The sequence below is a fragment of the Arthrobacter sp. NyZ413 genome (assembly GCF_049390645.1).
Classification (GTDB): Bacteria; Actinomycetota; Actinomycetes; order Actinomycetales; family Micrococcaceae; genus Arthrobacter.
In genome coordinates, this window is sequence record NZ_CP155434.1 from 3,869,502 (window position 1) to 3,894,960 (window position 25,459).

A 25,459-nucleotide genomic window follows, 5' to 3' on the forward strand; every position below is an offset into this window, starting at 1 on the left:
GAGCGCGTACCGGGTGGTGGTTCGCGTGACGCGGCTCGCCGACGTCGGCCGGGTTCCAGTCGCTTGATGGTCCGGTTTTGAAAACAAGCGCCGGTTTTTCGAACAAGAACCGTAGCGGGTCGGGCGGGGCTTATTTTGTCGGGGGTCCGTGGGAGGCTTTGGTTATGGACGGGATCGGGGGATCGGTTTTGTGGACGCGGCAGCCTGCGACGGGGCGCGTACCGGGGTGGTGGTTCGCCTGACGCAGGTCGACGATGCCGGCCGCGATCCCGGCGCTTGTTGCGGCGGAATCTGAATCATGAACCGGTTTTTCAAACAAGAACCGTCGCCGGTCGGGCGGGGCTTATTTTGTCGGGGGTCCGTGGGAGGCTTTGGTTATGGACGAGATCGGGGGATCGGTTTTGCGGACGCGGCAGCTTCGGACGGACATGCCTTCGGGTGATGGTCCGCGTGATGCTGCCGTTCCTGCTGCCGGCGTTCGTGCTGCCGGCGTTCGTGGTGCCGGCGTTCGTGCTGCCGGCGTTCGTGGTGCCGGCGTTCGTGGTGCCGGGTCGCCGGTCGCTGCTCTTCCCGGGACGGATCCCGGTCCAGTTCCTGGTGCCGATGCCTTCGCCTTGATCGAGGCGGCGATCGCGGCAGTGACGGCGTTCCGTCCCGGCACCCACAACCCATCTGCCGACGCCGCGTTGGCCGCTACCGCTTTGGCCGGCACCGCCGGCACCGGCACCGCCGGCACGAGCAACCCCGGCAGTAGTGGCCCGGGCACCGGCAACCCTTTCGCCGACACCGCCGGCAGCACCGGGATTACCGGTGTCGCGGGGGTGGGGGCGGTGTTGATTGGTCAGTTGCGGTTGTTGGAGGATTTGAAGTCAGCGATCGCCGGGGCGCAGGCCCGGATCACCGTCGCGTTCGACACTGCCCAGCGCCGGACCCACGCCGGGCAGGGGGTCCCTGCCGCGGAGCAAGGCAAGGGCGTCGGCGCGCAGGTCGCGCTGGCCAGACGGGAATCCCCCGCCAAAGGCTCCCGCCTCCTCGGCCTGGCGAAGGCGCTGGTGGTGGAGATGCCCCGGACCCTGGCCGCCCTGGACACCGGACAACTCAACGAATGGCGCGCCACACTGCTGGTCAAGGAAACCGCCTGCCTCAGCGCGGAGGACCGGGCCGGGGTCGACGCCGAACTCGCCCCGGACACCGGAACCCTGCACGGCGCCGGAGACCGCGCCGTGACCGCCGCCGCACGGGCAGCCGCGTACCGGCGTGACCCGGGCACGGTCACCCGCCGCGCCGCCCGCGCCGTGACCGAGAGGCACGTCAGCCTGCGCCCGGCCCCGGACACCATGACCTATCTGACCGCGCTGCTGCCCGTGGCCCAGGGCGTGGCCGTGCACGCCGCCCTGACCCGGCACGCAGACACCCTCCGCTCCGGCGGGGAGAGCCGCTCCCGCGGGCAAGTCATGGCCGACACCCTCGTCGAACGCACCACCGGCACCCGGGCCGGGATCACCGGCATCGACCTCCACCTCGTCATGACCGACCGCACCCTCCTCCAAGGCCACACCGAACCGGCACGGATCCCCGGCTACGGCATCATCCCCGCCACCTGGGCCAGAACCCTCCTCACCACCAACCCCGGACCCACCAAAACCAACCCCGAACCCGAACACCCCGGCGACAACAACGGCGACACCGGACCCGACACCGAAAACAACGGCGTCACCGAAACCGGGTCTGATGCAGGAGGCGGCACCGGACCCGGCGGAACCGGAGACAGGCAAGAACTCGGAGATAGGACCGGTCAGGCCGGGCACGAACCCGGCCCCGGACGAAGAAACCGGACCGGAACCGGGAAAGACGGGCCGGACCACCGGACCAGACGCAGCCGCCGGGCAGGCCAGGAACACAGCGCCGGTCAAAAACACAGCGCCGGCCGGCAACGCGGTGCGGGGGCCGGGCACGCCGCGGTCGCCGAGGCGCGCCGCCCCGGACCGGGTAACCACCAGCCCGGGGATGCAGAGTTCAGGGTCTGGTTGCGGCGGCTCTTCACCGCGCCCGGAAGCGGGGAACTCGTCGCCGCCGATTCGAAGGCCAGGCTCTTCCCGCCCGGGCTCAGGCGCCTCATCCAGGTCCGGGACAACACCTGCCGCACCCCCTACTGCGACGCGCCCATCCGACACCTGGACCACATCCTGGCCTGGCACCTAGGCGGAACCACCAGCCAAACCAACGGCGCAGGACTCTGCGAAGCCTGCAACCACACCAAAGAACTCCCCGGCTGGAGAACCCGCACCCGAAAACCACACCCCGGACACCGGCACACCTTCGAACTCCTCACCCCCACCGGGCACAGCTACCAAACAACAGCCCCGCCCCTGCCCGGCACACCCCACACCCCGGACACGGACCCCGACACCCAAATCTCACCCTTCGAAACCACCGCCCTCCACCACTGGGACGACCGGAACCACCAACACAAACCAAACCACCAACCACAACTCCGCAAACCCGCCTAAAAACAGCCTGCCCGCCTAAAAGAACAAACCCAGAGCCAACGGCATGGTGAACGCAAGTGCGCAGAGACCGGCTCCGCTCAACTCGCGGCTGACGAGCGGCATGATGGTGGTGACTGCCGTCTATACGAAGGCAGCCCTGGAAGGCCAGGCAAGTTCGGACTACGGCCCGGAAGCAAAGCCTCCCGGCCCATCGGGCGCGGCGTGACTGCTTGCTACTGCCAGGCCATGACGAACCAGTCGATGCCTGCGACGTACCCAACGAGGGTCACGGAAGCGAAGCAAGCCGGAGTCCCGAGCGGATCATGCGGGTAAACCCGAAGCCCGGGCTGACGATCACGAGGACACTAGCAGCGAAAGACAGGTATTCGAGGGCAAACGCCTCTTCGGCAGATCCCACAATCCGGTGCCGAGCTCGCGGTCGTGCTCACCAAGCCAAAGGAATGGCAGGTCCGCACGACTCACCACGAGGTCGGGAATCCAGTGCGAGACCGCGCCGAGCCAGAACACAAGCCCGGCAATCGAGTTCTGATAAACGATGGCGAAGATGGCGGCAAGGACCAACTGGACGTCTCCCGGCCTGTGCGGACTATCTGCCGATCAAGCGGTAGGCGGGTCACGCCGTCGTCGGCACCTCAATCGCGGGGAACAACTCACCGGCGGCGGTGGGCACGACGGCGCCGGTCGCCGTCGAGTCCTGGTTCAGCATCCAGCCGACCCGCTTGGCCGTGTTCAACATGACGACGCTTTCGACGAGTTCGATCCTTGGAATGCGCTGTTGGATGGCGAGCTCCATTTCCATGACGTCGGCCAGCGTGCGCAACCACATGATGATGACGAAGTTGGTGCTCCCGGTGGTGGACGCGGTGAACCTGACGTTCCGGACGGTCCGTAGCTCAGCTGCCGCGGCCTCGTGCTGCCCTGCCGGAACGTTCGCGAACCACTGACAGGTAATGGGATAGCCCGAGAATTGCTGGGCGATCTCGCATCGGAAGGACAGCATGCGGCTCGCGAGGACGCGTCCAAGCTGCCGCTGTACCGTGGCGGGATGCCGGCCGAGGGCTCGGGCCATCTCCGCGGCTGAAGCCCTTCCGTCCCGGGCGAGAAACGGAAGAAGCGCCATGTGGCTTTCCGGCAGTGGCGTGACAATCGCGTCGGGCGAAGACGGATTGGCTGCTTCAAGCCCGGCGAGCGCGCGCAATGCCTGCTGTTCCGCGCGGCTCAGGACATTCAGCCGCCAAGCGTAGCCGCTCGTATGGATGCGGGTGCAAAGCGAAGTCCGGTACTTCGTAAGCCCGCGGATTTCCTTGAGCCTCGGGAGGAGCCGGTTGCTGAACTCGCCGAGGTCTTGCGTAATGACGGTCAGCATGAGGTCGCGATTGCTGGCGGCCTCCTCAACCGTGATGACTTCCGGGATGGCGGCAAGTGCGGACGTGACTTCGGGCCTGAGGTGCATTTCGCAGTCGACGTCGAGGAGGGCGAGGCACGCATTCTTTGGGTCGCCCATGAGGTGGGCCGTGGTCCAGGCCGCCCCCGATTCGCGCAGCCTGTCCCAGCGAGACGCCAAGGTGGTGGGGTGGACGTCCAAGACTTCAGCGGCGTCGGACCAGCTGATCCGGGGTGAGATCTGCAGGGCGTTGATGAGACGGAGATCCTCTTCACTGAGTTCCATCAGCAGACTCCCTTCAAAGTGCGCATGAATCCTGTTAATAATGGCACTTTTGAGAATTTTTCGAGGGCTTTCAAGAACTGTGAGGCCAGTCACTTCACAATAGCTATAGCTACTTACCAACCGTTCGGGAAACAGGAGAACACATGTCGATCGCCGCAGACGCCAAAGAAATGCAGGGAGAAATCGCCCGGTTCCGCCACGAGCTCCACCAGGAGCCTGAAATCGGCCTGGACCTCCCGCGCACCCAGGAAAAGGTGCTCAAGGCGCTCAACGGCCTCCCGTACGAAATCACCCTCGGTGAGAGCACGACGTCGGTCACCGCAGTCCTGCGGGGCGGCGCAGCTCACGCTTCGGCTGAGAAACCAGTGGTCCTGTTGCGTGCCGACATGGACGGCCTCCCCGTCCAGGAGCGCACCGGCGTCGAGTTCTCGTCAAAAATCGACGGCGCCATGCACGCTTGCGGCCACGACCTCCACACGTCGATGCTCGCCGGGGCGGCGACCCTCCTGGCTGAGCGCCGCCACCAACTGGCCGGTGACGTGGTGCTGATGTTCCAGCCGGGCGAAGAAGGATTCGACGGCGCGGGCCACATGATCCGCGAAGGCGTGCTCGACGCCGCGGGCCGCCGCGTGGACGCCGCCTACGGAATGCACGTGTTCTCCTCCCTGGAACCGCATGGCCAGTTCTGCACAAAGTCGGGCGTCATGATGAGCGCGTCGGACGGCCTGTTTGTTACCGTCCTGGGCGCCGGTGGACACGGCTCGGCCCCCCACGCGGCAAAGGATCCGGTCACGGCGGCCGCCGAAATGGTGACGGCCCTGCAGGTCATGATCACGCGGCAGTTCAACATGTTCGATCCCGTAGTCCTGACGGTGGGCCTGATTCGGGCCGGGACGAAGCGCAACGTCATTCCTGAGTCCGCCCGCTTCGAGGCCACCATCCGCACATTCTCTGAATCTTCCCGCGAGAAGATGATGACTGCTATCCCGCAACTCCTCAAAGGCATCGCCTCGGCCCACGGCGTAGAAGTGGACGTCGACTACCGCGGCGAATACCCGCTGACGATCACCGACGAAGACGAGACAAACACTGCCGAAAACGTCATCGCAGGCATGTTCGGCGATTCCCGGCTCTCGCGCTGGGCCACTCCGATGAGCGGCTCGGAGGATTTCTCCCGGGTCCTGGCCGAAGTACCGGGAACCTTCGTAGGCCTCAGCGCCGTACCGAAGGGCGTGGACCACGCCACTTCGCCGTTCAACCACTCCCCTTACGCAACTTTCGACGACGGCGTGCTGTCCGACGGCGCGGCACTCTATGCCGAGCTCGCAACCTCCCGCATCGCAGCCCTCGCCGGCGCAAGCAACTAACCACCACCCCAGCCATTTGGAGCACGACATGACCGCTACCGTAGGCACCACAGCCACCGCCCAGGTCCACAAGTCCCACCTCAGGACCCTCATTGGCACGGGCATCGGCAACGCCGTCGAATGGTACGACTGGGCTATCTACGCCACATTCGCGCCATTCATCGCGAGCGCCCTGTTCAGCACCGCGGACCCCACGTCGGCGGTCCTCTCCACCTTGGCGATCTTCGCCGTCGGATTCGTCGCCCGGCCGTTCGGCGGGTTCGTCTTCGGCTGGATCGGCGACAGGATCGGCCGGAAGACGTCCATGACGTTCGCTGTCGGCCTCGGAGCCTTCGGCAGCCTGTTGATCGGCATCGCGCCGACGTTCCAAGCCGTCGGCGCGCTGGCTTCCGTGACGCTCTTGGTTGCGCGCCTCATCCAAGGCTTGGCCCACGGTGGCGAGTTGCCGTCGTCGCAAACGTACCTGTCCGAAATGGCGCCGAAGGAAAAGCGGGGATTCTGGGCCACGCTCATCTACACCTCCGGTACCGCCGGCATCCTCGTCGGAACCCTTCTCGGCGCGATCCTGACGGGTGTTTTGAGCAAGTCGGACATGAACGCCTGGGGTTGGCGGATTCCCTTCCTGATCGGTGGCGCACTCGGCGTGTATGCCCTGATAATGCGGGCCAAGATGAAGGAAACGGAGGCTTTCGAATCCGAGGCTCCGAAGGAAAAGCGCACCCCGATGTGGCCGCAAATCGTCAAATACCGCAAGCAGGCGTTGCAAGTGGTCGGCCTGACGGTGGGCCTCACGGTTGTCTACTACATCTGGGGCGTCGTTGCCCCGAGCTACGCTGCGACCGCGCTCAAGATGGACCGTGGAGCTGCCCTGTGGGCCGGAGTGATCGGTAACGTCGCATTCATTGCTTCGCTGCCGTTCTGGGGAAAGCTCTCAGACCGCATCGGCCGCAAGCCAGTGCTGATCATCAGCTCTGCCGGAGCCGCCTTGCTGCACTTCCCGATGACGTGGCTCCTCAAGGATTCCCCGTGGCAGCTGGCCGTCAGCATGTCGGTCATGTTGTTCTTCATCGCTGGCAGCGCCTCGATTGTCCCCGCCGTATACGCCGAATTGTTCCCCACCAAGATCCGGACCGTGGGCGTGGGCGTCCCCTACTCCATTTGCGTCGCCGTCTTCGGCGGAACGGCCCCCTACCTGCAGACTTGGCTGGGTAGCATCAACCAGGCGAACTTGTTCAACGTCTACGCCATCCTGCTTCTTATCGTCGGCATAGCGTTCGCCTTCACGATTCCGGAGACGAAGGGCAAGGACCTCACCCAGTAACCGGATTTCCGGCCGCGGGGGTGCCGTCATGAGGTGGTCATGACGGCACCCCCGCGGCTTTTTCCTCGTCCGGCGCGGGCGGGTAGGCCTGGTCTATTCGCGACGATCAAGGCTTGGGGTGCGGTTTGTTCCGTGCAAACGCCACCCAACATTTAGACAGTAGCCTTACTATTTCGTCGAGTAAACCCTTACCCGGATTATCGGCGCGGGATGAGCGGCGGCCATGCCTGCCATCATGTCGATCCAGCCGCCCGCCTCAGGTGTAAGCCTCCGAGGTGACCTCGAGTTGTTGGCCGAGTCCGGCGAGGAGGATGGTGATTCCCTGGTCGAGCTCGTCTTCGCCGTCGTACTCCAAAAGCTCGGGAGCGAGCCGGCGCAAGTGCGGGAATTCGCGCAAGGGCAAGCGCTGGAGCCCGAGCTGGAGCAATGCCTCGTTTTCCTCCGGATCCACGATTAGTTCCTGGAGTTCGTTAAGGATGTGTCCGTACAGGAAGCCGTAAAAAGCCCGGTAGACGTGCAAGGCATCGCCAGGAGCAAACCCGGCGCGGATCAGGATTCCAAGGATTTGCTCGAGCGGCCGGAGCGTTCCCGCAGGGCGAAGGCCCAAGGGTGTGGAGAGCGGTCCTGTGACGAGCAGTGGAACGACATTCGGGTGCCGCAAACAGACACGGCGCATTTCGTGGGCCATCCGGCGCAACTGAATCTGCCAATGGGCATCGTCCGGAAAGATCTCCACCTCGTCCAGGACCAGTTCGGCAACTCCCGCCAGCAACTCCTTCCGGTTTGCCGCGTGCCGATACACCGCCATTGGATCACGCCCCAAGGCTTGCCCGAGCCGACGCATGCTCAGAGCATCCAATCCATGTTCGTCCACCAGCTCGAGCGCCACACCCAGGACCGTCCGGCGATTAAGCCGCCCGCTTCCCTCCTGCGCCTGCATTCCCTCATGCACGATGACCGCCTCCTGCTTGACCGCCTCTTGCTTTGTGACTCCCGTAGGTCTACAGTGTAGACAAGAAAAGGAATCTACGAGTTACGTCTACAGTGTAGTCCTCTCCGGGACGCACCGCACCAATTGGCACGTGCCGCCATATCGGCACCGAAATGCCCCGCTGCCCCGGCCATCTTGGCCGGCAGTCGAATTACCAAAACCGAAAGGCCGGCCATGGCCGTACCCCATTTTCGCCGCTTTTTGGCCGAGGCCACTGTTGCGGAACAGGATCCCACGCATCAACTCCCGTCAGAACAGCTCTTCGGCTTGTACCTCAGCTGGTGCACACTGAACCACCAGGCACCGGCGTCCGAGGCCGAGTTCCGGGAGTCCATGAAGCATCACCGCATCCACCCCTCCGGAACCGGTCTATGGAGGACCGGGCCGGCAGCCATGGACTACATCCTCAACACTTACCCGGCGCTGCCGTGACAAATTACCGCCCTTGAAAATTCATGGGTGCTATGTCATTACTAATAAGTAGCCTTTTTAGTAATGACATAGCCGGTGAAGGCAAAGAAAGGTGGTCGTTGTGATCGGGTTTATAGTTCTCCTTCTTATTGTTTGGGCCGTTTTGGCGATACTTGGATTCGTCATCAAAGGACTTTTCTGGCTCGCGGTACTCGGCATAATCCTTTTCATCGGTACCGGCATTCTTGGATGGATCCGACGCGGAGCCGTCAACAGGTAACCCACCTCGGCCGAGGCAAGCAGTCGCAGCCAAACTAGCCGAGCTGCTCGACGATCCGTTTCGCGACGGCTTTCACGATCCGCGGCCCGAGGCCGGGACCTTCAGCAATCACGTCGTGCACGGCACCGTCGTCGAACAGGGCGGACGCCACGATCCGTTGGCGTCCGCTCAATTCGGCTGCCAAGGACGTATCGCCATTCACGATCAGGCTTGCGCCTTCCGGCGGCAACGGTGCGAGCCACGCGTGCTCGGCAGCTACAGTACGGCGGGCCGCGGCGAGCGCGAGCGCACCGCCGCCGGTGCCTTCCCCGAGAAGGACGGCAACGCTCGGCACAGTAAGGCCAAGCATCCCTTCGATGCAGTCCGCGATCCCGCCGGCGATCGCCGACTCCTCGGCTTCAACAGACAGCTCTGCCCCTGGAGTATCAACCACGGTCACGAGCGGCAATCGTAATTCCTCCGCCAGCCGCATTCCGCGACGGGCTTGCGCCAAAGCCGCCGCGTCCAGGACACTCCCGACCCGTTGGGCCGCGCGGTCCTGGCCGACAACCACCACCGGCCTGCCTTCGAGTTCGGCGAGTACGACGGCGGTACTCGCCGAAAGTGCCCCCCGTCCCGTGCCGTTCAGGCGCACCAAACGTCCGAACCCGCCGTCGAGCAGTTCCCCCAGGCCCGGCCGCCCGGCGTCGCGCGTCCGCTGGACCGAATCCCACGCCGCATCCCGAGGGGACATGCGCACTGTTGCGGCCCCACCACTGGGCATGTTCCCTAATGCGTCCCCACCACTGGGCATGTTCCCTAATGCGTCCCCACCACTGGACATGTCCCCTGAAACCGGTTCGGAAGGCGCATGCTCCGTCGCGGCGGGGAGGGAGGAACATGCGCCCTCCCACGAGCCGGAAAGAATCCCAAGCACCCCAGCCGCAAGCTGCCTGAAACCCGCGATGTCCAGCACGGCGTCGACCGTTCCGTGGGCCAGCAGGTTCTCGCTGCGTTGCACGCCTTCGGGAAACTCCTGCCCGGTCAGCCCCGCGTAGACCTTGGGGCCGAGGAAACCGATAAGTCCGCCTGGCTCCGCCGCCGTCACGTGCCCCAACGATCCCCAGGAGGCGAAGACGCCGCCCGTCGTCGGGTGCCGCAAGTACACCAGATACGGCAGCCCCAGCCGTTTGTAGGCCGTCAACGCCTCGGTAATCCGCACCATCTGAAGGAAGGCAAGGGTGCCTTCCTGCATGCGCGTACCGCCCGAGGCCGGGGCCGCGATGAGTGGAATCCGACGCCGGCCCGCCTCCTCGATGGCCGCGACGATCCGCTCCGCTGCGGCGCGGCCGATCGAGCCGCCCAAGAAGGAGAATTCACTCACGATGACGGCTACGGGATGCCGATTCAGCCTCCCTTCGCCCGTGAGGATGGACTCGTCGGCACCGCTGCGTTGGCGCGCCTTGGCCAGGTCGGCAAGGTATGAAGCGTCGGCACCCAGCGGATCCGGAACAGGACGGTCCCACGAACGGAAACTGCCCGGATCGAGGAGCTGCTCGAAAAGCTCGACTCCCATAAGCCGCCGGGCCGATTCGACCACCGCGGTCATGAGGCAGCCCCGGACGAGCCGGCACCAAACGAACCCGAACCCGCTGACACTAGCGCGTCGTCGAGCCACGCCCGGACAGCGTCATCGTGTTCTCCGAGCCGCGGCGGAGCGGAATGCTGAAGCCTGGTGGTTTCGTTGCCGCCGGCTTCGAAGAAGCGCAACGGGGATCCCGGGACTTCGATCGGCCCCAGCGTCGGGTGCTGGATTTCGACGGCGAGATGCTGGCTGCGGGTCTGTTCCCACGCGAAGACCTCGTCGAGCGAGCGGACCCGGCCCGCCGGCACGCCAGCCGCTTCGAGCCGCGCGAGGAGTTGTTCGGCGTCGAAATCGGAAAACGCGGCCTCGATGACTCCGATCAGTTCGGCGCGATGGGCCACCCGGGACTGGTTGTCTTGCCAACGTTCGTCGTCGAGGGGCAGTCCGAATTCGCCGGCGAAGCGGCGCCACAGCCCTTCGGACCCGACGGCGATCTGCACAGCGCCGCCCGCACACCGGAACAATCCGTACGGCGCAATCGAAGGATGATGGTTGCCTTGCGCTTGCGGGACCTCCCCGCCCACGGTCCACCGCGTGCCTTGGAAAGCCATAACGCTGACGATCGAGGACAGGAGCGAGGTGCGGACCACTTGGCCGCGGCCCGTCTGTTCCCTTTCGAGCAGCGCGGCCAGCACGCCGTAAGCTCCGTGGATTCCTGCCAGGACATCGCCGATCGGCACGCCGACGCGTTGGGGATCGTCGGGTCCCGAGCCCGTGAGCGACATCAGTCCGGCCTCACCTTGGGCGATCTGGTCGTACCCCGCCCGGTGCCCTTCCGGGCCATCGTGGCCGAATCCGCTGATGGAGAGGACCACCAGGCGCGGGTTCAGTTCCGCGAGGCTGGCGGGGTCGAAGCCCAGCCGGTCCAAGGTTCCGGGGCGGAAATTCTCCACGAGCACATCGGCCCGGCGCAGGAGCTCCCGCAAGACGGCCTTGCCTTCGGTGTCCTTCAGGTCCAGCCGGATGGATTCCTTGTTGCGGTTGCACGAAAGGAAATAGGTCGATTCACGCCCTGCAGGGGTGTCGATGAACGGCGGCCCCCAACCGCGGGTGTCATCGCCGCCGTCGGGATTTTCCACCTTGATGACCCGGGCGCCGAGGTCGCCTAGCATCATGCCGGCGTGCGGCCCCGCGAGCGCCCTCGAGAGGTCGATGACCAGTTTGCCGCTGAGCGGTCCTTCGTTTTTCATGCGCCGGCACCAACTGCCGTTTGTCCCGCAAGGGGCGCGTCGACGTCGTCCGCTTGGGTCCCTGCCCCGGCCGGATGGCGACGACGGCGGACAAGTTCCGCGATGGCGAGTACCGCGAGGTTCGGCGCGAGGGAGATCAGGCCCGAATCCACGCCGCCCGTGGGGATGTTGCCGAAGGTGATCACGGCGACGCAGAGGGTCCCGACGACGATGCCCAGGTTCACGGGCACGGCACCGATGCGCACCTTGCGTCCGATCGCGATGGCGACCGCGGGAGCCATTTGGGTGAGGCCGCCGTAGGTAAGCAGGAGCAATGCGCCGATATCGGACTTCGCGAGCCCGAAAGCCAAGGCCAGTCCGACGGCGACAGCCACCACCACATGGTTGATCCGGAAGCGCAGCTTGGGGTTCTTGACGGAAAGGAGGTTGTTGGAGACGAGGGAGGAGATGCCCATGGCGATCGCCCCGGCCGGAACCATCGCGGCAGCGGCGCCGCCGATGGCTATGACCGCGATCAACGGCTCAGGAAGGGTGTGCTGCGCGACCCCCAGCAGGACGAAGTTTCCCTTGGTCTTGGGGTCAAGGACCAGGGTGCCCGCGATTCCGGCGGTGATTGGGATGAGGAGCAGGAACTGGTAGACGGACAGCCATTTGACGTTGTCGCGCAATACCGCCCCGCTCTTCGCGGCAAGGACCGGCGGCCACAGGTGCGGGAAGGTGTTGAGTCCCGCACCGATGCTGGTCACGATCACGGAGGTCACCCAGAACGTCGCGTCGAAGCCAGGGCGGCTGATGGTCAGGTAGCTTGGCGCGGTATCCATGATCTTGGCGAAAATGTCCGGAATTCCTCCGATGCCCGCAATAACGCCGGCCAGGACAATGACGAGAGCCGCGAGCATGGCGAAATCCTTGAAGACAGCCACCTTGGCGAGCCCGCGAATGCCGGCCCAGATGACGAAGACCACCACAAGCACGCTGGCCACTGCCATGCTGTAGCCGCGGGCCGATTCGCTGCCGGTGGCAAGCTGGACGATCATGCCGAGCCCGGTGATCTGCAACTGCAGGTAAGGAATAAGGAAAACTGCACCCACCAAGGCCACGGTCTTGCCCAAGGCCTTGCTCTTGAAACGGTCCTTGAAGAAATCGGCCATGGTCAGGTAACCGCGGTTCGCTCCGAGTTCGCGCTGGCGGGGAATGACGAAGTACTGGATGACGCAGTTGATGGTCAGGTAGGCCACCGCGAAAAGCGCGGCAACCCCGCCGCCGAACGCGATGCCTGCGAGGCCCAGGAAGCTGAACGTTGTCAGCGACTCGCCTGCCTGCAAGAACCAACTGGTCCAGCGAGGCAGGTCACGCTTGCCTACCGTCCAACTGGAAAGTTCGGTCTGGCGACGGCGGCCCGCGACGCCGAGGGCGCCGATGCCTAGGATTCCGATGATGATGGCGACGGTGAGCACTAGTGGGCCTCCGTCGCGGTTCCAGCGGCTGCTGCCGCAGCGCTTTGCTCGGCTTCGAGGCGGTCGAGTTCGGCGCCGCCCTCGCGGAGATAGGTGCGTTCGATGATCTGCAACGCCGCAACGGTTGCGACGATCATGAGGGCCATCCAGACGACGGCGGACGGGAGGCCCAGCCACAAGGTTGGCGTGGAAACAAAGGGAAGGAACGGGGTGATGATCATGCCCACGACGGGCACGGAAGCGATGGTCAATCTTTTGGGGGAAGCCAGGGTGGTGCTCATAAGACTGCAGCTCCTTGGGGGCGAACGGATGAGCAGGATGAGATCTTCTCGAAGGCTGAGGCCAACTGGAGGAGCCGGGCGTCGGTGCCACGCGCTCCGATCATTTGGAGGCCGACAGGAAGTCCGGACGGAGTGAATCCAGCCGGAACGGACAAGGCCGGGAGGCCCAACGGGGTAAAGAGGTACGGGGCGCGCATCCAGTCGAGGTAGTTCTCCAGGTGGTGCCCCTCGATCTCCGTGGGGTATTCGAGATCGACGTCGAACGGGACGACTTGCGAGGCTGGTGCGATCACGAGGTCGTACCGTTCGAAGAATTCGGCTGCTTTGCGGATCAGGCGCGTCATGGCCTCTTCGGCCCGGATCACGTCGCGGCCGCTGAGCAGCCCGCCATCGCGGATGTTTCCCGCGAGGAAGTGGTTGAAGGCATCGGGCTCCGCGGCCAGCTGATCGCCCCACAGGGCATCGAAGGCAGCGGATCGCAGGACTCGGAAGGCTTGATCGGATCCTTCGAGGTCCGGGCAGTCGAGCTCGACGTGGGCGCCGAGCGCGGACAGTGCGGCGGCTTGCGGTTCGATCACGTCAAGGACTTCGCGGCTTACGGGGACGCGCCCGCCAAGGGTTGGTGCGAAGGCGACCCGCAGGCCGGCGAAGTCCGCCGGCTCCAACGGAACATGCGCCGCGTTCGGGGCGAACGCCGAATGCGGATCCTCCGGCGAGGCACCTGCCATGACCGAGAACAGCAAGGCCGTGTCCTGCGCCGTCCGGCCCATGGGTCCGGAGACGGCCAATGGGAAGAACACATTGCTGCCGTCCGTGTTGGGGACCATGCCGGGAGTGGGACGCAAGCCAACCACATTGCAGAACGACGCCGGATTCCGCAGGGAGCCGCCCATGTCGCTTCCGTCGGCGATCGGCTGGAAACCGGCGGCCAAGGCGGCTGCCGCACCTCCGCTGCTGCCGCCGGCGGATTTGCCGGGGTCGTAGGGATTGCGGGTGGCGCCGAAGACGCGGTTGAAGGTGTGGGACCCGGCCGCGAATTCCGGCACATTCGTTTTTCCGACGCGGATCGCACCGGCGTCGAGGATTCGCTGGACGTGCAGGTCGTTGCTGGCCGGCACGTGGTCACGGAACTGCGGATGGCCGTAGGTGGTGCGCATGCCCGCAGTGTCCGCTGTGTCCTTGAAGCTGATCGGCAAACCGTGCAATGGACCGAGCTGTTCTCCCCGGGCAGCCTTTCGATCGGCTTCGGCCGCCGTCTTCCGCGCACCCTCTTCGTCGAGGGTGACCACGGCATTGATCAACGGGTTGAGCTTGTCGATCTGTTCCAGGTGGGCCTCGAGGACTTCCGTGGCGGACACCTCCCGGGAACGCAGGAGCGCTGCGAGCTCCACTGCGCCCTGGTATATCAAATCGTTTGTCATGATTCACTTGGCTTTCATCTAGTTTCCTTTTGAACCGTTTATTTGGCTCAATTGGAGATAATGAACCACGATAGTGGCATGAATCACGTTTGACTAGGGGTGTGGGTGAGGTTTTTGCTTCGGGGCACCCAAGCCTGGACCGGCCCATGGCGACCCGAACAGGCAGGAAAACGCCGGGGGTGAAAGTTTTAGAACTAACTTTCAGAACTCTAGAATTCAGGTATCAAGAAGCAAGCCAAGCGGGAGCGACCCGAACAGGTGGGAGGGTCAACGGTGACGGACATGGGCGGAACGGTTTCCCTCCGTGCCCTCGACATGGCGGCTCAGGTCCGGGCCCAGGGGCAAGTGATGTCCGGCCGGGCCGAACAAGTGACCCAACAGCTTGAAACCGCCATCGGACTGGGCCTGCTTAACCCCGGCGAACGCCTCCCCCCGGAACTGGTGATGGCCGATCGCCTGGGCGTATCCCCCTTGACGCTCCGGCAGTCGCTGGCCGTCCTCCGGAGCAAGGGACTCCTCGAAACCCGCCGCGGCCGGGGCGGAGGAAGCTACGTCACCGGCATGCTTGCCGTGCGGGAGACGGACATTGCCCGCGAATTGCGCAACTACAAGAGCAGCGACCTTCGCGACCTCATAGACCTCGCCGCTTCAACCGCAGGATCCACGGCCCGGCTCGCATCGAGGCGCTCGGATGAACTGGACGTCCGGCGGCTTCGAAGCCTCGCCCAACGGTTCGCTTCGAGTTCGGAACCGCACATGCTGCGGCAGGCCGATGCCCGCCTCCACATCGGAGTCGGCGTGGCAGCGCAATCGCGGCGCCTGACCTCACTCCTGATCCAGGTGCACGCCGAACTGTCCCCGTTGACCTGGGGTGAAGCATGGCGCCTCGAGCACTCAAACGCCGTGCAGGGCCATGAGGACATGCTCGCCATGATCGAGCAGGGAGACGCGGCGGCAGCCGAAGACTCTGCGATCGCCCACTTCGAACGGGAAGGTGCACTGATCATCGACCAACACCTGGATTTGCTCACCTCGGACTTGGCCGACCCGCAATGAGCGCACCGGAATCCGTTATGAAGGCCACGGCTGCGTTCCTCGGCCAGCGGCTGGACAGGGTATTCGCCGACCTCAGGGTGCTGGCGGAGAAAACCACCGGGATCATCGCGCCCTCCGGAACGTCGCGGAACATGCTTGAGGCGCTAAAACCTGAGGTGGCGCGCATCGTCGGGGACCAAGCCGGCCTCGTGGAGAGCGCAGGAGTCTCCGTCATTCCGGGCCTGCTCGACGACGCCGACACCTGGCATCAGTGGTGGAGCCTGATCGACGGGCAACTGGTCTTCGTGCCGCACAACCTCAACCCAGCCTCCGTCAACTACTACGACTACACGGAAATGACCTGGTTCGAGCGCCCTCTGGCCTCCGGACGCCCCGAGCTGATCGGCCCTTACTTGGACTTCGGCGGCGCCAACACGAAGATCGTCACGGCGTCGAGGCCGGTAGTCATCGAATCCCGGACAGTCGCGATCGCCGGGGCCGACTTGACCATGGACTTCATCGAGCGCGTCTTTCTCCGGAACCTTGGGCGGAGGGACGAGCCAATCGCCCTCATTACCGAAACGGGCAAAGTTGTAGCCTCCAACAGCGCCCGGTTCGCCCCGGGCACGCGCTTCGAGCGGCCGGAGGAACACCCGGGCTCGGTTCCTGTCCCGGTCGCGGAACTCGCGGCTTCCCCCTGGCACCTCATCGTCGCCGGCTAACGGCATGGCGGGCTGAGTCACCAGGGGAAACGACGCCGGAACGACCGTCAGCCCGGAGCGGCCATGTGGCTGCTCCGGGCTGACGCCGGCAGTTGACTTATCGAGCTAGGAAATATCGATCCGGTCTTTGTTTCCGTGGCCCTGGTGGTGCTCGTGGCCGGGGTGGTGCTGTTCGAATTCGATTTCGAGTTCTTCGGCTGTGGTGAGTCCGTCGGGCAGGTCCACGGTGGAGCGGGGGCCGGTGTAGGTGTTCTTGACCCGGAGCTGCCAGGCCATCCACAGGACCAGCAGGGTGCCGCCGACCACAAGGGGCGTGTAGTTGAAGTATTTCCAGTCGAAGTCGGGGGTGAACGGGATCCCGCCCAAGGAGGTCGGCATGATCGCGATGACCGTGGTCACGCCGATCTCGATGACCGCGACGAGGCTCAGCCACTTGTAGTGCCGGCCGAGGTTCCAGGTGCCGCGCTTGAAGGCCGAACCGGCGCTGAGCCGCTGGTAGATCGGGATTGCGAACGCCAGGTACAGGCCCACGACGCCGATGGACACCACCGCGTTGAACGCTACCGGGACGGGAGCTCCGTTGATGTCTACTTCCACGAGCGCGGGGAGGGTCAGGATGATGGCGAGTACCGCGACGAGGGCGACGCTGTAGAGGGGCACGCCCTTCTTGTTGAGGCGGGTCCAGAACCGTGCGCCGGGAACTGCGCCGTCGCGGCTGAAGGCGAAAAGCATGCGGGTGGTGGAGGTCATGCAGGCCATGGCGCAGAAGCACTGCCCGACGGTGGAAATCACCAGGACCGCGCTGACCCACGGGCCGCTGAGGGCCTGGTTCAAGACCGTGACCACGTTGCCGCCGCTCGCCGTCACGGCTGCCGGATCCTGCACGGCGAACAGGATGGCGAGCAGCAGGATCCAGCCTCCGATGGCCGAGTAGAGGATGGCCTGCCAGATGCCCTTGGCGGCCGAGTTGGCGGCACCCTTGGTTTCTTCGGACATGTGGCACGAGGCGTCATAGCCGGTCACGGTGAACTGCGGCAGGATCACCGCGAGGGGCAGGATGACGAAGATGAAGCCCAGGCCGTCGGTGCTGCCGCTGAACATGCCGGTGTTGTTGACCCGCTGGGTAAAGACGTCGGCGATGCTCGCGTGGTGCTGCGGCAGGAAAGCGATGATCGCGATGATCGCGACCGTGCCGACGACGTGCCACCACACCGAGATGTTGTTGAAGATGGCCAGCAGGTGGCTGGAGAAGATCGACAGGATGGTGACGACCACAAGCACGCCGACGAAGATCAGGAAGACGCGGGTCAGCGAGTACCCGGCCGCCCAGTCACCGTTGAACGAGGACAGCGTCAGGTCGATGAACGTGGCGCACCCGTAGGCGACTGCGGCGACGATCGCGAGCAGTCCGAGGAAGTCCAGCCAGCCGGTGAAGTAGCTGGAACGCAGGCTGCCGAGCTTCGCCGCCCAGTAATACATGCCGCCGGAGGTGGGCATGGCCGAAACCAGTTCGCCCATGCACAGGCCCACCACGAGGATGAGCGCGGACACCACGGGCCAGCCCCAGGCGATGGCCATGGGACCGCCGTTGTTCCATCCGATGAAGAAGCTGATGAACGGTCCGCTGAGGATCGAGATGACGGAGAAGGAGATGGCGAAATTCGAAAAGCCGGACCAAGACCGCTTCAGTTCGGGCTTGTAACCAAGATGGGCGAGGACTTCGTCGTCGGAATTTTGGGTTTGCGTGACAGACATGGCAATTGTCCTTGGGGTGAGCCGGGAGGTTGGGGGAAAGCCGGACGGCTACATTGACGTCAGGCCGCCGTCGATCGGAAGCAACTGGCCGGTGATGTACCGTGCTCCGTCCGAGGCGAGGAATACGACCGCGGGGGCGATGTCTTCGGCCGTGCCTTGCCGGCCCAAGGGGACCTGGCGGTCGACCAGCTGATCCAGTTCGGCAGTGTCCAAGTGGCCCAGGACGGGATCGTTGAATCCCGTTTCGATCCAGCCCGGGCAGACGCCGTTCACGCGGATTCCGTGCTCCGCGTACTCCACGGCCAACTGGCGGGTGAGGTTCACCAGGGCGCCCTTGGAAGTGTTGTAGGCCACAAGGTCCGGCTCGCCGATGAGCCCGGACACGGACGCGGTGATGACGATCGCGCCGGATTTCTGCTTGATCATCTGCGGAAGGACGGCGCGGACGGTGAGGAACGTGCCGCGGACGTTGACGGTGAACGTCTTGTCCCACTCATCGAGGGTTTGTGTCAGAGCCGTTCCGGCCATGAGCACGCCCGCGTTGGCGTGGACGACGTCGAGCCGGCCGAACTTGCGGACAACGTCGTCGACGACGGCGATCATCGCCTTTTCGTCGGTCACATCGGCGGTTGCTGCCACGCCTTCGTAGCCGGCGTCCTTGATGAGCTGTTCGGTCTCGGTGGCGCGTGCGAAGTCGACGTCGGACGCGACCACGAGCGCGCCGGCCTCGGCGAGGGCGAGGGCGCTGGCACGGCCGATTCCATGGCCGGCGCCCGTGACGAGGGCCACTTGGCCAGTGAGCGACAAGGTATTCACTATCAACCTCCGGAGGTCTTAACGCTGGGAAAACGCCATCGGAGTGATCCTGGTCACTCAGATGGCGGCTTCATCAACTGTAAGTGCCATCAGCAGTTGAGACAATAGAATTTAGTTTTAAATCTTTTTTTCGTAGACCTCACAACAGCGCCACACATCACACGAAGGAAAGCGAAAGGGGGAGGAAACTCAGTCTCGGACGGGCATGCGGACGCCGCCGCGCTTGTACGCCCGGACCACGAGCGAACTGCGGACTGCTTGGGCACGGGCCGCCCAAGGCGAGGATGTGAGGAAATCACGGAGCTCATTCAGGCTCGCGAGCGTCACGTTGGCCATGAGCTGGAATTCGCCCATCGCCATCACGGCATAGCGGACCCCCGGAGCTTCGGCCAGCAAGCGACCTACGTCCGCGGCATCGCTCGGCGCGGTGCGGACCCAGACCACGGCTTCGATCGGCAGCCCGATGTCCACGGGGTCCACGATCGCCCGCACGCTCAAGCTGCCTTCCTCAAGGAGGGCATTGAGTCGCCTGCGGACGGCTGGCGCGGAAAGCCCCACCGCGTCCCCCAGTTCGGCGACCGGAACGCGGCCGTCTGCAACGAGGAGCCGCACGAGGTGGGAATCGACGTCGTCGAGCATTGCGCTTGCGACTGGCCGCGAAAGCGGCGGCGGCACTTCCTGGAGCGCGGCTGTCTCAGCGGCGGTAACCGGACCGGGGTGCCACTCGGCCACAGTGCGGAAGTACTCCATGACGGGCGAGGCACTCACCTGCACCACGCCGTCGAGCGCTGGAACTTCCTCGAGCACCAGGCTGGAAAGGCGCCCCGGGCGGGCCTGGACTTCGAACAACAGCCGGGTGGGACCGGTCAGGGCGTAGACGAAGGAAGCGTCCGCGTCTTCGGCGAGCTGCTCAGCGATGCCTGCCAGGCGCAAAGGCTCACACTGCACCTCGACGAGGTGGGTGGGACCGAGCGAGACCAGCCCGGCCACGCGGACAATGTTCGACTCCAACAGAGCCAATCCCCGCCGGGTCACGGTGCTGAACGGCTCCCCCAAAACCTCGGCGATCCGGCGCCACGAGGCACGGCCGTTGACCTGGAGGGCGCCGACAATCCGCCTGTCGAGCCCGTCCAGTTCGCGCGTGGGTGCCAGCATGACCATGTACCCGATTATGCCGCCTCGCGCGCCAAAGGCGTTGTCAGGGCTCGCTAACCCACATAGCGGTCCCGGCCGGCCCGGAAACCGAAGAACGCGGCCAATGATCCAACCACCAGGAACAACAGGCCCGCGGCAGCGAAACCACCCGTGGCTTGGTGCAACTGGCCAACCATCAAGGTCCCGGTGGACCCCAGTCCGTAGCCCACACCCTGCATCATTCCGGAAAGGTGCGCGGCCGTGTGGGAATCCCGGGTACGCAGCATGATCATGGTCAGCGCAACGGCGGTGAGGCTCCCTTGGCCGAGTCCCAACAGCCCGGTCCAGATCCAGACGAGCTGCGTGGGGCCGAAGATGCTGAGGGCGAAGCCGCCTCCCGTCATGAGCGCCACCACAGTGTTGATCGCGCGCTGGTCCTTGAAACGGGCGGCCAGCCCCGGAGCCAGGAAGGAGCCAAGCATCTGGAGCACGATCGACACCGAGACGATCAAGCCGGCCGTACCGCCGTCGATCCCCCGATCGCGCAGGATCGGCGCCAACCAGGCGAAAACGCTGAAGGACATCATGGCTTGGAGCACCATGAAGATGGTCACTTGCCACGCGACGGCGGACCGCCAAACGTTCGCGCCCCCGCTGTCGGCGTGGCGGCGGACGGGGTGCTGGCGCACCGCGAGCGGCAGGAACAGCAAAAGGACGACGACGGCGGGCACCGCCCAGAACCACAGCGCCGAGGTCCACTGCCGGGTCGCCGTGAAAATCGGGTAGGTGAACCCGGCGCCAAGAGCGGCGGAGGCGCAGATCGCCGTCGTGTACAGGCCGCCCATGAGGCCGAGGCGATGCGGGAAATCGCGCTTGACCACTCCCGGCAACAACACATTGCACAAGGCAATAGCCGCCCCGCAAGCCGCCGTTCCGATCAGGAGCGCGGGCAAGTGCCCGGCCGCGCCGAGTTCCGCCGGACGCAACAGGAGGCCCGCGGCCAGCACCGCCATGGCACCCAGCAACACCCGCTCCGCCCCGAAACGGCGGGCGAGGACCGGCGCAAGCGGGGCGAAAACGCCGAGCAAAGTGACCGGAACGGTGGTGAGGACCACCACCGCCCAGCCCGGGAGGCCGACGTCGGCGGTCACCTCCGGGAGGACCGCCGAAAAGCTCGAAAACACCGTGCGCAAGTTGAGTCCGATGAGCACCAAGCAGATCCCCAGGAAGACGAGCCCCGCACGTGTTGCGGGAATTTCCTGCCGCGTACGCGCGCCGGACGGGAGGTCGCGGGTTTGCGGCTTGCTGTTTCTGGGGGCGCTTGAACCGGGGGTCACACCTTCATTCTGGCAGCCGCTGCGGACAGTTCCACGAACGCTCCCCGCTTTATGGTTTCCTCTTTCCATCCCGCTTGCCGCGGCGCACCATGATGCTAGGAAATGGCGGCAGGCTGTTCATTCGCAGGAGGCGCGATGAAAGCCAGCAGGAAACCGGCGGGGCGGGTCAAGGTTGGGTCGAGGCCGGCCAAGGCCACATCCGACACAACATCGGGGCCCACCAAAAAGCCCAAACCACTCTGGGCCAGGCCCATAGTGTGGCTAGGCGGCGTGGTGGTGGCTGCCTTGGGTATCGCCATCACCAACATGCTGGTGCCGCTCTTCGGAACTGTCCTGAACAACCTCACGGAAACGGGCGATCCAGTCCGTGTGGACCTGGTGAAGATCTCGGACGTGGGCGGCCGCTCCTATGCCTTCCCGGCCACTGCAATGTTCACGAGCCAAGACTTGGACCAGCTGAACGCCATGGCTCCGGAGGCGCAGCATGCCTGGCTGGAATCGAAGGGCGGCGTGAGTCCCGGCATCATGTACGTGCAACTGACCCTGTCCGGCAACCGCAGTGAAGCGGTCCGGATCCTAGACCTCAAACCGGTATCCAAATGTACTCAGCCGCCATACTCCGGCACCTTGTTCGAGTCGCCTCCCGCTTTCCTTGAGGCGTCGTTACTGGTCTCTCTCCACATCGATGATCCTGACCCTTCGGCCATGTACTCTCCGGCCGGCGCTTCCACGGAAAGGCCCTATTTCCTCGACAACACCATTCTCTTGGCGAAGGATCAGCAACAAGTGATGGTCGTCCAGATCGACACCAGGAAGTCCCTTTGTTCCGTCGACCTCGAGCTCTCAGTCCTGGAATCAGGCAAGACCGCCGTTCAGAAGATCGATGACCACGGTGCGCCCTTCCAGGTCACGGCCGAGCTGGCCAGGACCTCTTGGCAGCACGTCTACCTGGGCGGGTCGATCTGCCCACGTTACGTTCCCGCGAGCGCCTCTTGGCTCAGCGGCGGCACGAAAGACCCGTGTGGTGTTCCGTGACGATCTTTGCCCGCAAGTTGTTTCACGGCTTATCCACATACGGCAAGGCTCCAACCGGGCCATGGCCGCTCCAACGGTATTCTGGAAGGGATGAGTGAAACCCCAGAATCCCCTGAGACTCCCCCTGAAACAACGCAGTCTTCGCGCCCCATAACTCCCGGCACCCAGGCCTCCTTCGGCACCTACGGTGGCCGGCCGGTCAGCTTTGTCCGCCGCGGGACCCGTCTCCAGGGACGCCGCCAGGCCGCGTGGGATGAGCACTCGGACCGCTGGGCCATCCAGGTTCCGCGGCACGTCGCCAACACGTCCGTGCACCCGGATTACGTGTTCGACGCCGGAGCCGAGTTCGGGCGCGAAGCTCCCCTCATCGTCGAAATCGGCTCGGGACTGGGTGAGGCCGTATGCCACGCCGCGGAGCAGAATCCGGACAAGGATTTCCTCGCCGTGGAGGTTTACACGCCCGGCCTGGCCAATACGATGATCAAGATCCATAGCCGCGGATTGACGAATGTCCGCGTTGTGGAAGCCAACGCACCCGAGGTCCTCGCCACCATGCTGCCGGAAGGATCGGTAAGCGAACTGTGGGTCTTCTTCCCCGATCCTTGGCACAAGTCCCGGCACCACAAGCGCCGCCTCATCCAGCCCGCATTCGCTGAGCTCGCGGCGCGCTCGCTCAAGAAGGGCGGGCTGTGGCGGATCGCTACGGACTGGTCCAACTATGCCGTGCATGTCCGCGAGGTCCTCGCTGGTTCCACCGAGTTTGAAAACCTGCACCAAGGCGAGCGGGCTGGAGAAGAGAGCCCATTGACCCAAGTGTGGCAATCCGGCGTCGAATCCATGGTGGGCGGAGCACCCGTCAAGGAAGGCCGCGCACCCGTCAGCACCGAACACACGGGCCCGAACGAAGGCGTGGACCACGTTGGCGGCTGGGCGCCGCGATTCGATGGCCGCATCCGGACGAGCTTCGAAAACAAGGCCCACGAGGCCGGGCGGATGATCTTCGACCTCAGCTACCGCAAGATCTGAGGTACCCGGCGCCAGCCCGGAACGCCTAGCGCTGGGGCGCTTTGCTCAGCGCGAGTTCCTCTATGCGCTCTGTCGCGGCCCAGCTCGCGAGCAGCCGCAAGGATTCCTCGGCGGCTGAACCGGGCTCGGCGGGATAGACGGTCAAGGTCAGCCCGGGGTCCTCGGCAAGGGTCATCGCCTCGAACATGAGTTCAATCTCGCCTACCACCGGGTGGTGGAATTGCTTGTTCCCGGAGAAGTGGCGGCGCACATTGTGGGCGGCCCAGCGGACGCGGAACTCTTCGCTGCGCATGGACAGCTCACCGACGAGGTCGGCCAAGCCTTTGTCGTACGGGTTGCGGCCCGATTCGGTGCGGAGGATCGCCACATTGTTGTTCGCAGCCAGGTTCCAGTCCGTATAGAACTCTCGTGCCAGGGGATTGAGGAAGATGAACCGCGAGTGGTTGGCAGGACGGACGGGATCGGTGTACATGGGCGAATAGAGGGCGTAGCCGAGCCGGTTCGCTGCCAACAGGTCCATCCTGCCGTTCCTGATGAACGCCGGAATCGTGGTGATGCCGTCGAGCATGAACTGCACGCTGGGGCGGATGCGTTGCTTCTGGGGCTTGCTTTGCCTGGCCAGGGTGGAGGCGTTGGCCGCGCGGGCGAGATCGAAAAGGTGGTCCCGTTCGGCGTCGTCGAGTTGAAGTCCCCTGGCGAGCGCCTCAAGCACGCCTTCGGACACTCCGGCGAGGTTTCCGCGTTCGAGCCGTGTGTAGTAGTCAACGCTCACTCCGGCCAGCATCGCGGCCTCTTCGCGCCGAAGCCCGGGCACCCGGCGGTTCCCGCCAAAAACCGTGAGTCCTGCTTGTTCCGGCGTGATCTTCGCGCGGCGCGACGAAAGGAACTCGCGCACCTCCATCCGATTGTCCATGCGCTCAACGCTACACAGGGCCGGAACAGGGTGGGAGGTACTGCCAGAACCAGTAACGTCAGGGCACTCGCTGATCGGCGCGAACCGCGGTTGCATGGATACTGACGCCCCAGCTTCCCGCAGGAGATCCAGAAAGGAACACCATGAACTTCAGGACCGTTGGATCAACCGGCATCCACGTCTCGCCGCTGTGCTTCGGCACGATGTCGTTCGGCTCGGAAGCCGATCAGGAAACCTCAGCGGCGATGTACCGCCAAGTCCGCGAACGCGGCATCAACTTCTTCGACTCCGCCAACGTCTACGGGGGCGGAGCGTCCGAGGAAATCCTCGGCGGGCTCATCGCCAAGGAACGGGACGACGTCGTTATTACCTCGAAAGTCTTCTTCCCGACCAGCGGCGACGTGAACGCCCAAGGCCTCTCCCGCCGGCACATCATCCAGGCCGTCGAAGCGAGCCTAACCCGCTTGGACACGGACCGGATCGACTTCTACTTCGTCCACGCCTTCGACGAGAACACCCCGATCGAGACAACGCTCCGCGCCCTCGACGACCTTCAGCGCGACGGGAAGATCCTCCACCCCGCAGTGAGCAACTGGGCCGCCTGGCAGATCGCGACGGCGCTCGGCATCTCCGCGCGCGAAAGCCTGGCGCGGTTCGAGCTCATCGAGCCCATGTACAACCTCGTCAAGCGGCAGGCCGAAGTGGAGATCCTTCCCCTTGCCCGGGCCGAGAACCTTGGTGTCATCACCTACAGCCCGCTCGGCGGCGGCCTCCTCACCGGCAAGTACCGCGGCGGCCAGCAGCCCGGAGGCGGACGACTCGTGGAGAATGCCCGCTACGCGGACCGCTATGGACAAGAGAGCGACCACGCCACCGCCGATCGGTTCGCTTCTTTCGCGGACGACGCCGGCACCTCACCTGCCGCCCTCGCCGTCGCCTGGGCGATGGCCCACCCGGGCGTCACTGCACCGATCATCGGAGCACGGAACCTTGAGCAGCTGGAAGGGTCCCTTGCCGCACTCGACGTCGATATGACGCCGGAACTCCGCGCGGAAATCTCAGCGCTCTCCCCCGCTCCTGCGCCGGCAACGGACCGCGCGGAGGTCCTGACCGGGAAGTGGGCGTAGGGCTTCGCCCCCCTGCGACGCGGAGGAGGTTTTGCGA

The 25,459-nt window shown here is 64.8% G+C and carries 24 protein-coding genes; 11 read left to right on the forward strand and 13 right to left on the reverse strand.

The window, feature by feature from the left end; genetic code table 11:
* Positions 1–441: 441 nt before the first annotated feature.
* The 3 genes from ABCW42_RS18065 (at position 442) to ABCW42_RS18075 (ending at position 2,715) form a co-directional block, all read left to right on the forward strand.
* On the forward strand, positions 442–618 hold the full coding sequence (locus ABCW42_RS18065; protein WP_423182482.1) for a hypothetical protein: 177 nt from the start codon (positions 442–444) through the stop codon (positions 616–618).
* 215 nt (positions 619–833) lie between these two features.
* A complete protein-coding gene (locus ABCW42_RS18070; protein WP_423184942.1) occupies positions 834–2,510 on the forward strand; it encodes a DUF222 domain-containing protein in 1,677 nt (558 codons plus the stop codon).
* A 43-nt stretch (positions 2,511–2,553) separates the two neighbouring features.
* Entirely contained in the window at positions 2,554–2,715 is a 162-nt protein-coding gene (locus ABCW42_RS18075) for a hypothetical protein (protein WP_423182483.1), read from the forward strand.
* 128 nt (positions 2,716–2,843) lie between these two features.
* On the opposite strand, the gene ABCW42_RS18080 is transcribed toward ABCW42_RS18075, so the two are convergent.
* Positions 2,844–3,071 (reverse strand): hypothetical protein, encoded by a 228-nt coding sequence (locus ABCW42_RS18080; RefSeq protein ID WP_423182484.1) that lies wholly within the window; start codon positions 3,069–3,071, stop codon positions 2,844–2,846.
* Positions 3,072–3,123: 52 nt separating this feature from the next.
* Entirely contained in the window at positions 3,124–4,179 is a 1,056-nt protein-coding gene (locus ABCW42_RS18085; protein WP_423182485.1) for an Lrp/AsnC family transcriptional regulator, read from the reverse strand.
* 143 nt (positions 4,180–4,322) lie between these two features.
* On the opposite strand from ABCW42_RS18085, the gene ABCW42_RS18090 reads away from it, so the two are divergent.
* Entirely contained in the window at positions 4,323–5,546 is a 1,224-nt protein-coding gene (locus ABCW42_RS18090; RefSeq protein ID WP_423182486.1) for a M20 metallopeptidase family protein, read from the forward strand.
* A gap of 28 nt (positions 5,547–5,574) precedes the next feature.
* Positions 5,575–6,867, forward strand: a complete 1,293-nt coding sequence (locus ABCW42_RS18095) for an MFS transporter (protein ID WP_423182487.1) — start codon at positions 5,575–5,577, stop codon at positions 6,865–6,867.
* Positions 6,868–7,123: 256 nt separating this feature from the next.
* On the opposite strand, the gene ABCW42_RS18100 is transcribed toward ABCW42_RS18095, so the two are convergent.
* Positions 7,124–7,807, reverse strand: coding sequence for a TetR/AcrR family transcriptional regulator C-terminal domain-containing protein (locus ABCW42_RS18100; RefSeq protein WP_423184943.1), 684 nt, complete (start codon positions 7,805–7,807; stop codon positions 7,124–7,126).
* A gap of 225 nt (positions 7,808–8,032) precedes the next feature.
* On the opposite strand from ABCW42_RS18100, the gene ABCW42_RS18105 reads away from it, so the two are divergent.
* Positions 8,033–8,290: a hypothetical protein gene (locus ABCW42_RS18105; protein ID WP_423182488.1), complete on the forward strand. Its 258-nt coding sequence runs from the start codon at positions 8,033–8,035 to the stop codon at positions 8,288–8,290.
* Positions 8,291–8,583: 293 nt separating this feature from the next.
* Here ABCW42_RS18105 and ABCW42_RS18110 read toward each other — a convergent pair whose 3' ends face one another.
* Genes ABCW42_RS18110 through ABCW42_RS18130 form a run of 5 tightly spaced genes read right to left on the reverse strand, consistent with a single transcriptional unit; the run spans position 8,584 to position 14,522 of the window.
* A complete protein-coding gene (locus ABCW42_RS18110; RefSeq protein WP_423182489.1) occupies positions 8,584–10,137 on the reverse strand; it encodes a carboxyl transferase domain-containing protein in 1,554 nt (517 codons plus the stop codon).
* A complete protein-coding gene (locus tag ABCW42_RS18115) occupies positions 10,134–11,363 on the reverse strand; it encodes a CaiB/BaiF CoA transferase family protein (protein ID WP_423182490.1) in 1,230 nt (409 codons plus the stop codon). The genes ABCW42_RS18110 and ABCW42_RS18115 overlap by 4 nt, the downstream gene beginning before the upstream one ends.
* A complete protein-coding gene (locus tag ABCW42_RS18120) occupies positions 11,360–12,820 on the reverse strand; it encodes a sodium:solute symporter family transporter (RefSeq protein ID WP_423182491.1) in 1,461 nt (486 codons plus the stop codon). The genes ABCW42_RS18115 and ABCW42_RS18120 overlap by 4 nt, the downstream gene beginning before the upstream one ends.
* Entirely contained in the window at positions 12,820–13,101 is a 282-nt protein-coding gene (locus ABCW42_RS18125) for a hypothetical protein (protein WP_423182492.1), read from the reverse strand. The genes ABCW42_RS18120 and ABCW42_RS18125 overlap by 1 nt, the downstream gene beginning before the upstream one ends.
* Positions 13,098–14,522 carry an amidase gene (locus ABCW42_RS18130; protein WP_423182493.1) on the reverse strand — a complete coding sequence of 475 codons (1,425 nt, stop codon included), beginning with the start codon at positions 14,520–14,522 and terminating at the stop codon, positions 13,098–13,100. The genes ABCW42_RS18125 and ABCW42_RS18130 overlap by 4 nt, the downstream gene beginning before the upstream one ends.
* A gap of 282 nt (positions 14,523–14,804) precedes the next feature.
* On the opposite strand from ABCW42_RS18130, the gene ABCW42_RS18135 reads away from it, so the two are divergent.
* On the forward strand, positions 14,805–15,578 hold the full coding sequence (locus tag ABCW42_RS18135; protein WP_423182494.1) for a FadR/GntR family transcriptional regulator: 774 nt from the start codon (positions 14,805–14,807) through the stop codon (positions 15,576–15,578).
* Between the two features lie 17 nt (positions 15,579–15,595).
* Positions 15,596–16,279, forward strand: coding sequence for a cache domain-containing protein (locus ABCW42_RS18140; RefSeq protein ID WP_423182495.1), 684 nt, complete (start codon positions 15,596–15,598; stop codon positions 16,277–16,279).
* A gap of 105 nt (positions 16,280–16,384) precedes the next feature.
* Here the strand turns inward: ABCW42_RS18140 and ABCW42_RS18145 are convergent, their stop codons facing one another.
* From ABCW42_RS18145 to ABCW42_RS18160, 4 genes are all read right to left on the reverse strand, one after another.
* A complete protein-coding gene (locus ABCW42_RS18145; RefSeq protein ID WP_423182496.1) occupies positions 16,385–18,034 on the reverse strand; it encodes an amino acid permease in 1,650 nt (549 codons plus the stop codon).
* A 48-nt stretch (positions 18,035–18,082) separates the two neighbouring features.
* The gene (locus ABCW42_RS18150) at positions 18,083–18,850 is read right to left on the reverse strand and encodes an SDR family NAD(P)-dependent oxidoreductase (protein ID WP_165962239.1); all 768 of its coding nucleotides are present in this window, start codon (positions 18,848–18,850) and stop codon (positions 18,083–18,085) included.
* A 189-nt stretch (positions 18,851–19,039) separates the two neighbouring features.
* Positions 19,040–20,011 (reverse strand): Lrp/AsnC family transcriptional regulator, encoded by a 972-nt coding sequence (locus ABCW42_RS18155; protein WP_423182497.1) that lies wholly within the window; start codon positions 20,009–20,011, stop codon positions 19,040–19,042.
* 47 nt (positions 20,012–20,058) lie between these two features.
* Complete coding sequence (locus tag ABCW42_RS18160) at positions 20,059–21,240, reverse strand: MFS transporter (RefSeq protein ID WP_423184944.1); 1,182 nt, start codon at positions 21,238–21,240, stop codon at positions 20,059–20,061.
* Positions 21,241–21,456: 216 nt separating this feature from the next.
* Between ABCW42_RS18160 and ABCW42_RS18165 the strand changes: the two genes are divergently transcribed.
* Entirely contained in the window at positions 21,457–22,356 is a 900-nt protein-coding gene (locus ABCW42_RS18165; protein WP_423182498.1) for a hypothetical protein, read from the forward strand.
* A gap of 90 nt (positions 22,357–22,446) precedes the next feature.
* Positions 22,447–23,382, forward strand: a complete 936-nt coding sequence (gene trmB, locus ABCW42_RS18170) for a tRNA (guanosine(46)-N7)-methyltransferase TrmB (protein ID WP_423182499.1) — start codon at positions 22,447–22,449, stop codon at positions 23,380–23,382.
* 25 nt (positions 23,383–23,407) lie between these two features.
* On the opposite strand, the gene ABCW42_RS18175 is transcribed toward trmB, so the two are convergent.
* Positions 23,408–24,295 (reverse strand): helix-turn-helix transcriptional regulator, encoded by an 888-nt coding sequence (locus tag ABCW42_RS18175; protein ID WP_423182500.1) that lies wholly within the window; start codon positions 24,293–24,295, stop codon positions 23,408–23,410.
* Positions 24,296–24,438: 143 nt separating this feature from the next.
* Here ABCW42_RS18175 and ABCW42_RS18180 point away from each other — a divergent pair, with 143 nt between their 5' ends.
* Positions 24,439–25,422, forward strand: coding sequence for an aldo/keto reductase (locus ABCW42_RS18180; RefSeq protein ID WP_423182501.1), 984 nt, complete (start codon positions 24,439–24,441; stop codon positions 25,420–25,422).
* Positions 25,423–25,459 lie beyond the last annotated feature (37 nt).

Bases quoted from the DNA above. Each gene is read 5' to 3' on its own strand.
- ABCW42_RS18065 (WP_423182482.1), top strand. From the start codon at position 442: ATGGTCCGCGTGATGCTGCCGTTCCTGCTGCCGGCGTTCGTGCTGCCG.
- ABCW42_RS18075 (WP_423182483.1), top strand. From the start codon at position 2,554: ATGGTGAACGCAAGTGCGCAGAGACCGGCTCCGCTCAACTCGCGGCTG.
- ABCW42_RS18085 (WP_423182485.1), bottom strand. From the start codon at position 4,179: ATGGAACTCAGTGAAGAGGATCTCCGTCTCATCAACGCCCTGCAGATC.
- ABCW42_RS18090 (WP_423182486.1), top strand. From the start codon at position 4,323: ATGTCGATCGCCGCAGACGCCAAAGAAATGCAGGGAGAAATCGCCCGG.
- ABCW42_RS18095 (WP_423182487.1), top strand. From the start codon at position 5,575: ATGACCGCTACCGTAGGCACCACAGCCACCGCCCAGGTCCACAAGTCC.
- ABCW42_RS18100 (WP_423184943.1), bottom strand. From the start codon at position 7,807: ATGCAGGCGCAGGAGGGAAGCGGGCGGCTTAATCGCCGGACGGTCCTG.
- ABCW42_RS18105 (WP_423182488.1), top strand. From the start codon at position 8,033: ATGGCCGTACCCCATTTTCGCCGCTTTTTGGCCGAGGCCACTGTTGCG.
- ABCW42_RS18110 (WP_423182489.1), bottom strand. From the start codon at position 10,137: ATGACCGCGGTGGTCGAATCGGCCCGGCGGCTTATGGGAGTCGAGCTT.
- ABCW42_RS18115 (WP_423182490.1), bottom strand. From the start codon at position 11,363: ATGAAAAACGAAGGACCGCTCAGCGGCAAACTGGTCATCGACCTCTCG.
- ABCW42_RS18125 (WP_423182492.1), bottom strand. From the start codon at position 13,101: ATGAGCACCACCCTGGCTTCCCCCAAAAGATTGACCATCGCTTCCGTG.
- ABCW42_RS18130 (WP_423182493.1), bottom strand. From the start codon at position 14,522: ATGACAAACGATTTGATATACCAGGGCGCAGTGGAGCTCGCAGCGCTC.
- ABCW42_RS18135 (WP_423182494.1), top strand. From the start codon at position 14,805: ATGGGCGGAACGGTTTCCCTCCGTGCCCTCGACATGGCGGCTCAGGTC.
- ABCW42_RS18140 (WP_423182495.1), top strand. From the start codon at position 15,596: ATGAAGGCCACGGCTGCGTTCCTCGGCCAGCGGCTGGACAGGGTATTC.
- ABCW42_RS18145 (WP_423182496.1), bottom strand. From the start codon at position 18,034: ATGTCTGTCACGCAAACCCAAAATTCCGACGACGAAGTCCTCGCCCAT.
- ABCW42_RS18155 (WP_423182497.1), bottom strand. From the start codon at position 20,011: ATGGTCATGCTGGCACCCACGCGCGAACTGGACGGGCTCGACAGGCGG.
- ABCW42_RS18165 (WP_423182498.1), top strand. From the start codon at position 21,457: ATGAAAGCCAGCAGGAAACCGGCGGGGCGGGTCAAGGTTGGGTCGAGG.
- trmB (WP_423182499.1), top strand. From the start codon at position 22,447: ATGAGTGAAACCCCAGAATCCCCTGAGACTCCCCCTGAAACAACGCAG.
- ABCW42_RS18175 (WP_423182500.1), bottom strand. From the start codon at position 24,295: ATGGACAATCGGATGGAGGTGCGCGAGTTCCTTTCGTCGCGCCGCGCG.
- ABCW42_RS18180 (WP_423182501.1), top strand. From the start codon at position 24,439: ATGAACTTCAGGACCGTTGGATCAACCGGCATCCACGTCTCGCCGCTG.